A 13,210-nucleotide genomic window follows, 5' to 3' on the forward strand; every position below is an offset into this window, starting at 1 on the left:
TCGTTTGCTTACAAAAAGCGGCGATTCACCTTTTTTCCCTCATAACTGAACAGCGCCTGCCGATCCTCCATCACGGTCTCGAGATGAACACCCCTGCCCCAGAGGTCGTACACATATGGCAAGGTTTTTTCCACGTATTTGACGTCCAGCTCCAGCCCCTCGTAGTGATGCTTCAGATACAAATCCCCGGAGCGGAGGTGGTCGCCATCATGCACCATGACGTACGGGAAGCCGCCATTGACGCGTGTAGCGGCCAAACCATCGCGCACCTGCTCCCATTGCTTGTCGGTCACGACCCACTCGTTGCCCTGTTTGCCAAACATGTAGAGATCGAGTTTGTTGACCAGATCCTGCGTCAGGAAGTTGCGGATGAAGCTGATGTCCGACTCCAGCTCCCGCACCTCAAAAATTTTGGCGCGTCCCTCTCCCGGTTTGCGGCCAAAGCGCTCCTGCTCTTCCTGCGTCGGATTGTTCCAGCGTTCCTCAATATCCTCGAAAATTTTCAGGCCGAGGTGATACGGGTTGATGCTCGTGGTGGACGGTTGGATGACCGAGGAATGCAGCTTGGCGAAATCAATGGTCTCCGCTTCGGTCAGGTCCATCTCGCGCAGGATGCGCATATGCCAGTAAGTCGCCCAGCCTTCATTCATGATCTTCGTCTCCAGCTGCGGCCAGAAATACAGCATCTCATCGCGGATAATCGTCAGGACATCGCGCTGCCAGTCTTCCAGCACCGTGCTGTATTCCATAATGAACAGCAGGAGGTCTTTTTCCGGCTGCGGCGGGAACTTGCGGGCAGCAGGCTTGGCGGCGGAGTCCTGCTCCTTTTTCTCCTTGCGATCCAGATTCCATAGATCATCGTAGGGGCTAAGCCGTTCCTTGCTGGTGTTCACCGGCTCCTCTGACTCCCGCTTCCAGCGAAGCTTGGGGCGCAACAAGCTGGGATCGATATGCTCCTGGATCGCCAAGGCAGCATCCAGCAGATTTTCCACCGCTTCCTTGCCGTATTGAATTTCGTACTGACGAATCCGCTCACTGCTCGCAGCCATGCTCTCCACCATTTCGCGGTTCGTGTTGGAGAAGCGTACATTGTTCTTGAAAAAGTCGCAGTGGGCCAGGACGTGTGCGACGATCAGCTTGTTCTGGATCAGCGTATTGCCGTCCAACAGGAAGGCGTAGCAGGGATTGGAGTTGATCACCAGTTCGTAAATTTTGCTCAAATTCAAGTCGTATTGCAATTTCATCCGATGGAAGGATTTACCAAAACTCCAATGCGAAAATCGGGTCGGCATCCCGTACGCCCCGAATGTATAAATAATGTCAGCCGGGCAAATCTCATAGCGCATCGGGTAAAAATCGAGACCAAATCCTTTGGCAATTTCGGTGATCTCGTCGATGGACCGCTCCAGCTCTTTGCGTTCTTCATTTGTCATGACGTCCCCTCCTCTTTCCGGCACCTGCTATATGTATATGAGGTTGTCGGCAAAAGACGCTATGTTTTAGGGGAAGTGTGCGGTCCATCTGCATGTTTTTTGAGCCTTGAAACAGTGATTTCAAAGCTTACTTGGCAAAGGTAACTTCAAACCCTTCCTTTGGCATCACAAATTTAGCCGTCCGCAACGGGTTGACGATCTGTGATACGCGCAAATCTCCACGAAGCCCCATGATGCAGACAATCTCGTTGGCCTCGTATTCGGGCAAACGCTCCTGTAAAAAGGTAAACATACTCTCGACAGCAGACTGACAGGCTTCATCGAGAGTAGCAGCAGAAGCAATCACATAGAAATTCGTTGAATCCTCCACAACCGGGGTGTGAAAATGCTGCTGTTTCAGCACCTCCACCTTTACCCGCACACGACTGCCGATCTCCAGTCCACAAACAGCTACTTCTCCGTCGCCCATCAATGCATGGACATCGCCAATGGCCAATTGTGCGCCCGCAACAGAAACCGGAAGATAGACGATTGCCCCCTCCGTAATTTCCTTCGTATCCATATTTCCTCCGTGATTACCAGGGGAATAGGTGGGGATATCTTCGGTTTTTGGCGCGACACCGATGACGCCGATCATCTTCCTGATCGGAAAAACATGCCGTTCGTTAAACTGAATCAAACCATCAACTACGCGAAAAGTTTTCACCTCAGGCTCCTGCACATATTTATGCAGCGCTCCTGCCCCTGGTCGCAGGTACATGATTCCCGTCTCCTCGAGGTCAATGGATATCACAGTGATTTTCAAGGTATCCCCCGGCATTGCCCCTATGACGGCAACTGGCCCCGTCGCGGGATTTAACCCCTGCAGAGCATGTACCTTGTTTTTGGATGATTCTGTCAACTGCTCCCGGTAGCAGTCATAGGTCTCAAACACGATCTCAGCCCCTGATTCCACTGTCATCACGGGTTTGAGGTCGGGTGCAAATGAGAAGATGTGATTTGCTTTGGCGATGGTATGCATGCTATACCTCCTATCTGATTTGCGAAGCGCTTTTTTTATCCTTCTGGGAATTATTGCAGTAGAGTTTGGATTTATGGCGCCTGACCATCTCTGAATTGTATCGAAACCACTTTCTCTGTCCGAGGGTCAAACGTGATGATGACCGTTACGCCGAACTCTCTACGGTCCTGGCGCAGCCATAGCCTGAAGGTCTCCCGCGCCCGATCAGTCTGCAAGTTCTCCCGCCCAACGTGGAGGTAATCAATGATTGCGGCCTTGGGATAGCGTTTTTGGGTTTCTTGAACGGCCATTCTTCCCCATTTCGCATAGGGAGGAGTCTCTGGAGCTATCGCATATGCGGATGCAGAGAATGAAATCAAGGAAAAAAGCAGAAACAAACGCATGAGAGAATGCATGAAAATCCCGCCTTTTACAAAGTAGTGTAAGCGAAAGGCGGGTAATCTAACCGGATTTAGCTTCTAGAGTCTCCTGGATAATGCCTGAACGATGATCACGACGACCACAACCAATAAGATGAGGGTACCGATCAGTATCAGACCCGGTATACCAAATGAAGACAAATCAACACCTCCAGAACGTTCCGCTACTTTCCTTTTTCCTATTTGATTCCATCTCGTAACAGCAATTTCCTGTCTACCTTCCCCAAATGGGTATAAGGCAGACGATCTACAATAAGAATCTCTCTTGGCTGTTGATAGCGTGCCAGCCTTGGACGCAGCCAAGCGAACATCTCCTCCGCTGTCATTGCTGCTTGCGGTTCGAGAAGAATATAGGCTTGCAATCGATGCCCGTACAAATCGTCCGGGACTCCGATCACGGCGGCATCCTCTACATGCGGATGAGTGAGCAGAAGCTGCTCCACTTCAAGCGGATACAGATTCACACCTGCTGAAACAATCATGCTATCCGTTCTGCCGCACAAAAAATAGTAGCCCTTTTCATCCCGGTAGCCGACATCCCCGGTCTCGATCCAGGCCTTGGAGCGATTCTTCATCGACCATTTGTTTTGGATGCATAATTGGCCGGGTTGACCGACTGCCACTTCTTTGTTGTGTTCATCCACGATTTTGATGCGCACACCCTCAATCTTTCGCCCGATTGTCCGGGCGGAATAGCAGAGATCCTGTGGTGTCGCGATGATATTCAAGCCCGCTTCCGACGTGCCGTACAGATTGTACAAGACCGCTCCCAACTGCTCAGCCGTCTCTTTCACCAGCTTGGGGTTCAGCTCCGCTCCTCCCGAGGCAATACATACAAGGGACTTTAAATCGGCCGCATTGGTTCTCAGCATTTTATGCAGCATCAGCGGTACGACAGTGACGACCTCCACCTGGTGTTCGCGAATCAAACGGCATGCTTTTCCGGGATCGAACCCCTGCGAAAGAACGACCTTTTTCCCCAGGGCCATGAATAGGAGCAAGACCGCTACCCCGTACCCGTGATAAATCGGCGTTGCAATATACGCCGTATGACAAGGCAAAATGTTCAAGCGGGTCATAAAAGCGAAAAACGGGTCCAAATAATGAAAGAGCGAAGGTTTGTGCCTGGCTTCCTTGGCTTTTCCAGTCGTTCCTCCGGTTAATAGAACCAGCTTTCCCGCTGACATCCGTCGCGATATTGTTTTCTCGTTCTCACTTCCAAAGCAAAGACTGTTGATCGCTGGCAATGTCTCATGATAGCTTAACAGCACCTTCGCAGACGGAAATTCGCCCAGCCAGTGGCTTTGTTCCTCATCGCAGACCAACAGATCGAAATCATGCTGCTGCAACAGGCGTTGAAACTGCCCCTCGCTTGTCTTTGCAGGAAGTAGATAGACATCCGCTCCCGACGACGAAACAGCAAAGATCGCTTTAATCAAAGACGCATGGTTGGTATTATCCCCTCATGGTAGACAGTGAAAAAAGAGTTCATGGTATCATGGACTCATCATTGTTGACCGGAGGGGATTTTTTATGCCGCCAAAGAAGGGACAAGCCTTTAATCGCTATGACGAGGATACGAAGAAAGAGGCTGTTCGCTTACGTGTTGAAGAACAGTGGAGCTACCCAATGATAAGGGAAAAACTCGGAATTAAAAGCGATGCGCAGATCATCAGTTGGGTACGTAAGTACCAGAGTGGAGAATCGTTTGAGGATTATCGTGGGCGTTGGACAAAGAAGCATTTTAGTAGTGTAGAAGAGGAAAATACCTACTTGAAAGCGCAGGTCGAATACCTAAAAAAGCTCAATCCGAATCTACATGGGGAGGGAAGTTGGATAAGCAAGCCCGGTTTAGGACCATCGAAAAAATGAAGAAGAAGTATCCCATCGTCATGCTTTGCAAGATCGCCGAAATATCGCGGGCTGGTTACTACAAGTGGAAAACAACCGTTGGAAACCGTGAAGCTCGGATTGAGCAAGATACCGATCTAAAAGAACACATTCTCGCGATTAATCGGCTGAGACCTTATTTTGGATACAAACGTATGCGTACGGCTCTACGCAAAGAAGGGCTTCACATTAACCATAAAAAGGTACGTAGGCTCATGCGAGAACTGGGTATTCGCTCGGTTATCCGTAAGAAACGCCCCTTTGCGGGGCGGAAACCATCTGTTGTCTTCCCGAATGTTCTCAACCGTGAATTTACAGCAGATACTATTTTGAAGAAATTTGTGACGGACATTACTTATGTCCGAGTTGAACATGATTTTGTCTATTTGTCAGTTATTTTAGATCTTTGTAACAACGAAGTCGTAGCCTGGGAAATATCTACGCGAAACGATTTACAGCTCGTATTGGATACCGTAAAGCAGTTGGACGCCAAAGACGCCATTCTTCACTCAGATCAAGGATTTCAATACACAACCAAATCGTACAGTAATCTTCTCGAGGAGAAAAAACTCATTGGAAGCCATTCAAGACGTGGGAACTGCTTTGATAACGCCTGTATAGAGTCGTTCTTTTCCCACCTGAAAACAGAAAAGCTTTACCTTGAGAAGCCAAATAGCGAAGTTGCAGCACGTAAAATGATTGCCGAATACATCAATTACTATAACCATGAACGCTTTCAGAAAAAACTTGGCGACCTCTCCCCGATAGAATATCGAGAAGCGATCGCCGCCTAAGTTAATCACTCTTTTTTAGTTGTCTACTTGACGGGGCTACGACCAGGTTGCTGCAAGCTAGTCCCGCTTTTTTGCCACGGGTAAGCTGATACCTCGTTTGCAAAACGGCACAAAGCTGTTCGGCTTGCGCATACAATTGATGATAGGTTAGGCTCTCCCCTTCATCCACTAACGCCAGCTTTTCCCCGTACGTTCTCGCTGAAAAATTCAGCAGCGTCATCAAATTGATTCCATAGCGGTAGACGGCGGCCGTTAAACGAAGCAACGTCAAAGGAGAAAGCAGCTTCATTTTATAGAAGATATAGAGTAGTTTCAGCACGTCTATTTTCCCTTGCCTCTCTGTAAAGACCTTGAAATTCCCTTCTCCAACCACCTTCTGAAAACGACGGAGGCCAATTGGCCGAAAATCAGCCACCATGGCTTGTACTGTTTCCTTTTGCTGTAGATGGCCTTTCCGATAATCCTTGCGGCGTGCATAGAAGACATGGCTGGAAACGTCCGATACGCTTCCGTCGGCTCGATCATGGGCGTTCGGACCAGGGGAAAATAGATCGAGGTCGTGGCAATCCCCCTGTTGTTCATCTCCGGCTGAGCTGAGCGAAACCAGGTGTCAAAAGCAGCCTTCGATGCTTGATAGGCAGCCCATTGGGGAAAGGGGAGCAGCAAAGCATTGACGGTCGAGATGTTGATAATCTGGCCTTGCTTTTTTTCCAGCAGGGGAAGCACGGACATAAGCAGTCGGACCGGGGCAAAATAATGGATTGCCATCGTCCGGGTAAAGTCATGCAGGCGGTCCAGAGAGTCATAGATTGAGCGTCTGATGGAGTGACCGGCGTTGCTGACGACCAGATCAAGACCATCGGGAAGCTGATGGAGAAACGCTAGCAAGCCCTCCATCTCCTGATCTTGGCGAAGGTCGGCAGCAAACAGACTGATGGTCGCTCCCCTCGCTTCGAGTTCTTTTTTCATGGCCTGGAGCTTGTCCTCTCTTCTGGCGACCAGAATGAGATGAACCCTCTGATCAGCCAACAGATACGATAGCTGCTCACCAATTCCCGAGCTCGCCCCCGTAATGAGTACTGTCTTTCCTTCCAGCGCGAGCCGCAGCTTTTGGCTATGGAAAAATGTCGGCGGAAACAGCAGATGCTCGATAACACTGTAGGTAGACATGATGAACTCCTCTCTTGGTGAGAATCCGAAAGATTATACCATGGAGTCATTCGCCAAATTATCCTATAAGCCTGTCTGTTTCAACATTAACATTCCGTCAAAAAACGACAAGATCTCGTTACTTGGCTGTTCCCCTAAGAAAAAGGCGTCTCACGAGGAGACACCAAATATTCCTCCTGCCGTCAGCGTTGAATCCAATCCCGTACACCGGTGTAGATCAGCCCAACGGAGAAGACAAGCATTGCGACGATCCCAACCGCATCCACTACCGGATCGAGCCCGGAGAGGAAGGAACCTTCCAGCGGCGTTTTCAGCAGGCCATAGCCGCCCAAGAGACCACCTGCGAGAGAAAGAAGTTTGTTCATAATTCCTGTCACCTCCCTTGCCAGCAGGGCTATTTATGCTCCCTGCGTTGCTTCATACTATGAACTGGTCGATGACGGGGTTTGTACCGTTGTACATACAGTTGTTCATGAATTTGCAATTGGGCAAGGGCTTCCATCTTGGGGTACAATGAAAACAGTTCAGTGACCTATTCACAAGCTGGCACAAATGCCTGCTTTATTCAAAGGAGTGTCCCTTTCATGAAACTGTTTCTGATGCTGGGCAGTATCAGTGGACTATTATCGGTCGCGTTGGGAGCGTTCGGTGCCCATGCGTTGAAGGAGCGATTGGACGAGTATTCGCTCGGAATCTTCCACACGGGTGTTACCTACCAGACCACTCACGCGTTGGCCATGATCATTGTCGCGCTTTTGATCAAATGGTATCCTGATTCCAGTGGCCTCCAATGGGCCGGCTGGAGCTTCCTCGTCGGTACCTTGATCTTCTCTGGCAGCCTGTATGCATTGGCGATGTCAGGCATCAAAGTGCTGGGTGCCATCACCCCGATTGGCGGAGTCTTGTTCATCGTCGGTTGGGCCTTGCTCGTGATCCACGCCTGGAAAATAGCTTCCTAACTCCATCTAAGAGACGCCCGCGATCAGTCCAAAGCTACTGCTGATGCGGGCGTTTTTCATCCTACATACAAGGAGGATCCCCATGAAAAAACTGCCTGAATGGGCCATCACCTATCTGCATCGAATGCGCCTGAAGCCGCAAGACCCGGATTTTCCTTTCTTGCAAGCGATTTGTCGGGCGCACATGCAGGTATTTCCCTATGAAAATGTGAGCAAGCTGCTTTTTTTGAGCAAAAATCCAGCGACAAGCTCGTGCCTACCCCGGAGGAGTACGTCGCCAACGCGGTTCGTTACGACATGGGCGGAACCTGCTTCGCCAACAATGGCAGTCTGCTTGCTCTGCTGCGTGCCTTGGGCTACCAGGGCCACCTTATGCCGTTGTCGCCAACCCATATGGCGATTCTTATCCGAGGACTGCTCCCGAATGATGAACCCGTCTACGTCGACATGGGGGCTGCCGCTCCGATCTTTGTACCTGTCGCCCTTCACTCTGCAGCCGAGCAGGAAATCGCTTTTGGATTCGAGTCTGTCCGGATCGTACGGGACCCCGTTCAACCAGAGCGTTTTCGTTTTCTGCGCTTTCGCCGCGGTGAACTGGTCAGCGACCGCTGGAATTTTGATCCTTCTGAGGCGAAGGAAATTCAAGACTTTTCTGAATCCGTGGCGCTTACCTTTCAACCGGATGCTACCTATATGGGCTGCCTGCGCGTCCAGCTCTATCAATTGGATCGTGGGCGCAGTCTCTCCCTGTTGAACAACTCGCTGCAAATCATGAAGGAAAACGGAGCAGAAGAAAAAATCCTGCTCCGCTCTCTTGACGAAATGGAGACAATGGTCGCAGAGGAATTCGCCTTGCCGCGTCTGCCTGTGCGGGAGGCAATCGCCATTTTGCAAAATAAAGGGATCGACGTGTTCGCCCCTGGGGATTGAGTCATCCCGGCGAATCACCTCCCCGGGACATTTGCCATATGGTGTAGAGTTACCATTTCCTTAAAGGAGAGGAACCGATGGCAAAGTCCTCCTACACCCATACCTCCTACTATTACGGAATGCCGGACATGTACATGCAGATGGGATATTTCCCTTTTCCCACCCAGGCTGCACCCGAAGCTGTCACGGGCAACGTGCTGGTTCCTTATGCCATGTCAATGTCCATGCAGTGCCGATATTATCTGGGGCAGACGGAGAAGATCGACATCAGCGGCACGCAGGGCTATGCCGCATTGGTCAATCCCGTCCGCTCCACGATGCAGCTTTATATCAATGATTGGTATGTCAGCAACTTCACGGATCATCCAGTGGAAATGCAGCTATGGTTCGGACAGGCGCGTGCCGTGACCGGGGCCAAAACCTCCTCCCAGATTACGTCCGGCTATGTGCAGCCCTCCCCCTGTCCCACCTCGCAAGGACAGATCCTCTACTCTTCCGGTGGTGCCTTCCCTCCGGCTGACGGCGTGATCGCCTCTACACGCATTCTCCCTCCGATGACCACAGTCAACGCGGAGAAAAACGGCCACTGGATTCTTGCTCCCGGCACAGCACTGATGTTCCAATTTCCTCAGGCTGAGCGGGAAGGAGGACAGGTCCTGTCTGCGATCGGCTGGTGGGAGCAGCCTTTGTTTCGGTGAATGCGGTGGTCCGCTCGAAAACACAAAAAAAACGGAGTGCCCTCGCACTCCGCTGCTTTCATTTATAAAGAATATATTCCCACGTTGAAAAGCCAATTCTCCCGTGTTACAATGGGAATTGGTCTTTAGATTCGTCACTCTATTTTCGAGTATGTCTTTCCACTATCTATCTTAGCACAGAATCATTTGGTTGTCAACAAAACAAGCGGAACCAAAATAATCATAAAGGAGCGGTTCGATGAGCGTATCTGACCAAGAGTGGCGTGAGGAAGCACAGCGCGTTGAGCAGGTCGTGGACGTGATCCACAAGCGAATCCATGATTTGACGGAGCAGGTGAGTGATGTCACGACGGACATCGTCAGTATCCGCAAGCATTTTTGGGATGATGTGACCGTCAACTTCGAGGATGCGATAGAAGCTGTCGAGACGTATGCCAGCATCAAGCAGCAAGCAGAAGTTCTCTCCGAGCGGGAACGTGCTCATCGGCATGCCGTGAAGCAATTGAAAATCTTGAGACGGCTGGAGCAAAACCCATACTTTGGCCGCATCGATTTTCTAGAAGAGGGTGAAAGGCAAGCAGAACCTGTCTACCTGGGGATTGCCTCCCTGCTGGACGAACAGGACGAAGCTTTTCTCATCTATGATTGGCGAGCTCCCATCTCCAGTCTCTATTACGACTATACGCCAGGTCCAGCCAGCTACGATACGCCGGCAGGGCGCGTGGACGGAGAAATCACCTGCAAGCGTCAATACAAAATCCGAGACGGCCGTCTGCTCCATCTCTTCGATACAGGAGTAACCATCGGGGATGAACTGCTTCAAGAAGTTTTGGGCAAACAGGCCGACACCCAAATGAAGAGTATCGTCGCGACGATCCAGAAGGACCAGAATCGCATCATCCGCAACGAAAAAAGCAGGCTGGTCGTAGTTTCCGGTGCGGCAGGAAGCGGCAAGACCTCCGCCGCCATGCAGCGCATCGCTTATCTGCTTTACCGGTATCGCAAAACGCTGCAAGCGGAGCAGGTGGTCTTGTTCTCCCCCAACGCCCTTTTTAACAGCTACGTCTCCACCGTCCTCCCCGAGCTGGGCGAGGAAAACATGCAGCAGACCACGTTCCAGGAATATGCAGAGCATCGGCTCGGCTCCCAATTTGACCTGGAGCATCCGTTGGAACAGATGGAGTACGTCCTGCGCGCAATGGAGGAGCCGGGATACGAGACGAGACTGGAAGCGATCCGCTGGAAGTCATCGGCAGCGTTTATGCACATCATTGACCAATACGCAGAACGCCTCAAGCAGTCCGGCCTCATTTTTCGCGACATCGCTTTCCAGGATCGCAAGCTCATTGACGCCCGGCAGATTCATGAGTTTTTCTATTCCTTGGATACCTCCCTGCCGATTCCCAATCGGATGGTTCTCGTCGCCAGATGGCTGCTCACCGAATTGAAAAAACGCGAGCGTTCCGAGCGCAGAAAGCCCTGGGTGGATGACGAGCTGGAGCTGCTGGACAAGGAAGAATTCGCCAAGGCATACCAGCAACTGCGGCGCAAAAACCAGTTCCACGAAGAATCATTTGATGACTTTGACCGGGAACGCGACCTGCTTGCCGCCAAGCTGGTCAAACGCGCTTTCAAACCGTTGCGCTTGATGGTCCGCGAGCTAGGGTTTATCGACACACCAGGGATCTATCGTCAGTTGTTCAGTCAGCCTGAACAAATCGAGATTCTTTTGCCAGATGGAAAACGGAGCGGGAACTGGCCTGCCATCTGTGAGCAGACTCTGCTTCGCCTGGAACAAAACCAGCTATCCTATGAGGATACGCCTGCTTTTCTCTATCTGCAGGAGCGGCTGGAAGGCTTTCAGACGAACAACCTTGTCCGCCATGTCTTCATCGACGAGGCGCAGGACTACTCTCCTTTTCAATTCGCTCTCATCCAGCGCCTGTTCCCCCGTGCCAAAATGACGGTGCTGGGCGACTGGAATCAAGCCATTTATGCCCACGCGTTTGACCAGGACAGCTTTGAGGCAGTCGCTTCCCTGTACGAGCCCGCAGAGACGGAGACCTTCTTGCTGACCAAAAGCTACCGTTCGACGCGGCCCATCGTGGAGTTTACGCGGCAGTTGATCCCCGGTGGTGAGCGGATTGAGCCGTTCAATCGGGACGGGCTGAAGCCAAGCATCACTCGCGTGCAGGATGAAGCCGCTCGCAAGGACTGGATCTGCTCCCGGGTCCACAGCCTGCAGGAGAACGGACATCAGACCATTGCCATCATTACCAAAACAGCAGCCGAAGCCAAGGCCGCATACGAGCAGCTTCGCGATTCGCTTGCGCTTCGTCTGATCGGCAGCGGTACAATTACATTCGAGAGCGGGATCCTGGTCATCCCCGCCTATCTGGCCAAAGGCGTAGAATTCGATGCCGTGATTCTCCATGATGCTTCGCGTGAGAGCTACGGTCATGAGAGAGAGCGAAAGTTGTTTTATACGGCCTGCACCCGCGCAATGCATGAATTGCATCTTCTTTATTCAGGGGAAGTAAGTCCGTTTTTGGCAGATGTTTCGCCTGATGCTTGTGAGTGGATTGGGTCATAACAACAGCAGCAGTCTGGTAAGAGAAAATTCCCAGACTGCTGCTGTTTTTCTATACAACGAAAGCAAGAGATCCTTGCTAGATTTCCCCACACAACATGAGAAAATGGCAGTAAGGAGAGGATGAACATGAACATTGGCGAGAAGCTCAAGCTAAGAAGACAAAAAGCCGGATTCACCCAGGAACAAATCGCCGCCAGAATGAACATTACGAGGCAAACGCTTTCCAATTGGGAAGTCGGTAAAAATATTCCAGACATCAACTCTGTCATCGCACTCGCTCACATTTACGGTCTCTCCTTGGATGAATTGTTGCTAGGAAAAATCTATTTCAAAGGAGAGCTCACTATGTTTCCAAGACGTACGAGAGATGAGATGGAAGCCATCATTCGCAACCATTATCCTGCGGCATCCGAAATCAAAGAATTGACGGGAGGTTTAGCCTCTCAGACCGTCTTTTTCGAAGCGAACGGGAACCGGTACGTGTTCAAGACGGGACCTCGCAAAGAAGCGTTCGGAAAAGAACAATGGGTGTATGACCACTATCAACATGTACTCCCCATCCGCCGAGTCATCCAGATTTACGAGCCAGAACGGCAACCACCCTATGCCATATACGATTTCATCGAGGGAGTGAAAGTGTTTGACCTGAATAGACAGGAACTGTCCGAAGTCGTTCCCTCCTTCCTACAGATCCTGTCTACCCTTCGATCTCTCGAGGTATCCAATTCGGATGGATATGGCCGTTTTGACGAAACAGGAAAGGCACCTTACCCTACATGGCTCGATTTTGTAGAAGCCATTTATAACGATAAGATCTACAACTGGTCCGCGGCGGAGAAAAAAGGCCTGGACGCTGAGATCATCGATACCGCCATAAGGAAATTGAAAAGTGGTGTAAGTAGCGTAACGATAAGCAAAAAGCAGTTGATCCATGGTGATCTAGGTTCATTTAATGTCATTGCCGACCGGGGACACATCTCCGGAATGATCGATTGGAGCCTGTCCATGTACGGGGACCACCTCTATGATATAGCCAATCTACTGTTCTGGAACGAAGATAAGCTTCAACCGCTACTTACTCACCTGAAAGCCATGTATTCGCATTCACCCGAAACCGAGAATACGCTCCATTGCTACATGCTTCGGATCGGTCTCGAAGAACTGTATAATACGGTGATCCTGCAGGAAGCAGGTTATGATGTAGAATGGGTAGCGAACCGGCTGCAGCGCATTGCAAAAGATATGGCAGGATAACAAAAAGGGAGTCTGAGTGCTTGCTTGCCTGGCACCAGACTCCCTTCTT

13 protein-coding genes are annotated in these 13,210 nt (G+C 50.8%); 6 read left to right on the forward strand and 7 right to left on the reverse strand.

Features of this window, described 5'->3' with window-relative positions:
• Positions 1-8: 8 nt before the first annotated feature.
• From T458_RS36760 to T458_RS36775, 4 genes are all read right to left on the reverse strand, one after another.
• Positions 9-1,433, reverse strand: a complete 1,425-nt coding sequence (locus T458_RS36760; RefSeq protein WP_023556029.1) for a SpoVR family protein — start codon at positions 1,431-1,433, stop codon at positions 9-11.
• 127 nt (positions 1,434-1,560) lie between these two features.
• Positions 1,561-2,454: an acetamidase/formamidase family protein gene (locus T458_RS36765; RefSeq protein WP_023556030.1), complete on the reverse strand. Its 894-nt coding sequence runs from the start codon at positions 2,452-2,454 to the stop codon at positions 1,561-1,563.
• A 71-nt stretch (positions 2,455-2,525) separates the two neighbouring features.
• On the reverse strand, positions 2,526-2,849 hold the full coding sequence (locus T458_RS36770; protein WP_023556031.1) for a YqzG/YhdC family protein: 324 nt from the start codon (positions 2,847-2,849) through the stop codon (positions 2,526-2,528).
• Between the two features lie 203 nt (positions 2,850-3,052).
• Positions 3,053-4,312, reverse strand: a complete 1,260-nt coding sequence (locus T458_RS36775) for an AMP-binding protein (protein ID WP_023556032.1) — start codon at positions 4,310-4,312, stop codon at positions 3,053-3,055.
• A 94-nt stretch (positions 4,313-4,406) separates the two neighbouring features.
• On the opposite strand from T458_RS36775, the gene T458_RS36785 reads away from it, so the two are divergent.
• Positions 4,407-5,557 (forward strand): IS3 family transposase gene (locus T458_RS36785; protein WP_144083815.1). Its coding sequence is split into 2 segments (ribosomal slippage): positions 4,407-4,668 and positions 4,668-5,557, totalling 1,152 coding nucleotides; the frame shifts between segments, so codons are not numbered across the junction.
• Between the two features lies 1 nt (position 5,558).
• On the opposite strand, the gene T458_RS36790 is transcribed toward T458_RS36785, so the two are convergent.
• The 3 genes from T458_RS36790 to T458_RS36800 all read right to left on the reverse strand — a co-directional run bounded on the left by T458_RS36790 (position 5,559) and on the right by T458_RS36800 (position 7,092).
• Complete coding sequence (locus T458_RS36790; protein ID WP_023556035.1) at positions 5,559-5,876, reverse strand: AMP-binding protein; 318 nt, start codon at positions 5,874-5,876, stop codon at positions 5,559-5,561.
• 2 nt (positions 5,877-5,878) lie between these two features.
• On the reverse strand, positions 5,879-6,727 hold the full coding sequence (locus tag T458_RS36795) for an SDR family NAD(P)-dependent oxidoreductase (protein WP_023556036.1): 849 nt from the start codon (positions 6,725-6,727) through the stop codon (positions 5,879-5,881).
• 182 nt (positions 6,728-6,909) lie between these two features.
• The gene (locus tag T458_RS36800; RefSeq protein WP_023556037.1) at positions 6,910-7,092 is read right to left on the reverse strand and encodes a hypothetical protein; all 183 of its coding nucleotides are present in this window, start codon (positions 7,090-7,092) and stop codon (positions 6,910-6,912) included.
• A gap of 219 nt (positions 7,093-7,311) precedes the next feature.
• Between T458_RS36800 and T458_RS36805 the strand changes: the two genes are divergently transcribed.
• The 5 genes from T458_RS36805 to T458_RS55995 all read left to right on the forward strand — a co-directional run bounded on the left by T458_RS36805 (position 7,312) and on the right by T458_RS55995 (position 13,161).
• Entirely contained in the window at positions 7,312-7,686 is a 375-nt protein-coding gene (locus T458_RS36805) for a DUF423 domain-containing protein (RefSeq protein WP_023556038.1), read from the forward strand.
• A gap of 252 nt (positions 7,687-7,938) precedes the next feature.
• Complete coding sequence (locus T458_RS36810; RefSeq protein WP_144083817.1) at positions 7,939-8,616, forward strand: arylamine N-acetyltransferase family protein; 678 nt, start codon at positions 7,939-7,941, stop codon at positions 8,614-8,616.
• 77 nt (positions 8,617-8,693) lie between these two features.
• Positions 8,694-9,314 (forward strand): DUF6143 family protein, encoded by a 621-nt coding sequence (locus T458_RS36815; RefSeq protein ID WP_023556039.1) that lies wholly within the window; start codon positions 8,694-8,696, stop codon positions 9,312-9,314.
• A gap of 238 nt (positions 9,315-9,552) precedes the next feature.
• Entirely contained in the window at positions 9,553-11,907 is a 2,355-nt protein-coding gene (helD, locus tag T458_RS36820) for an RNA polymerase recycling motor HelD (RefSeq protein ID WP_023556040.1), read from the forward strand.
• 126 nt (positions 11,908-12,033) lie between these two features.
• A complete protein-coding gene (locus T458_RS55995) occupies positions 12,034-13,161 on the forward strand; it encodes a phosphotransferase (RefSeq protein WP_023556041.1) in 1,128 nt (375 codons plus the stop codon).
• Positions 13,162-13,210: the final 49 nt, after the last annotated feature.

The sequence above is a fragment of the Brevibacillus panacihumi W25 genome (assembly GCF_000503775.1).
GTDB lineage: Bacteria > Bacillota > Bacilli > Brevibacillales > Brevibacillaceae > Brevibacillus > Brevibacillus panacihumi_A.

Coding starts and splice junctions, on each gene's coding strand:
- T458_RS36760 (WP_023556029.1), bottom strand. CDS start 1,433: ATGACAAATGAAGAACGCAAAGAGCTGGAGCGGTCCATCGACGAGATC.
- T458_RS36815 (WP_023556039.1), top strand. CDS start 8,694: ATGGCAAAGTCCTCCTACACCCATACCTCCTACTATTACGGAATGCCG.
- T458_RS55995 (WP_023556041.1), top strand. CDS start 12,034: ATGAACATTGGCGAGAAGCTCAAGCTAAGAAGACAAAAAGCCGGATTC.
- T458_RS36805 (WP_023556038.1), top strand. CDS start 7,312: ATGAAACTGTTTCTGATGCTGGGCAGTATCAGTGGACTATTATCGGTC.
- T458_RS36770 (WP_023556031.1), bottom strand. CDS start 2,849: ATGCATTCTCTCATGCGTTTGTTTCTGCTTTTTTCCTTGATTTCATTC.
- helD (WP_023556040.1), top strand. CDS start 9,553: ATGAGCGTATCTGACCAAGAGTGGCGTGAGGAAGCACAGCGCGTTGAG.
- T458_RS36765 (WP_023556030.1), bottom strand. CDS start 2,454: ATGCATACCATCGCCAAAGCAAATCACATCTTCTCATTTGCACCCGAC.
- T458_RS36800 (WP_023556037.1), bottom strand. CDS start 7,092: ATGAACAAACTTCTTTCTCTCGCAGGTGGTCTCTTGGGCGGCTATGGC.
- T458_RS36795 (WP_023556036.1), bottom strand. CDS start 6,727: ATGTCTACCTACAGTGTTATCGAGCATCTGCTGTTTCCGCCGACATTT.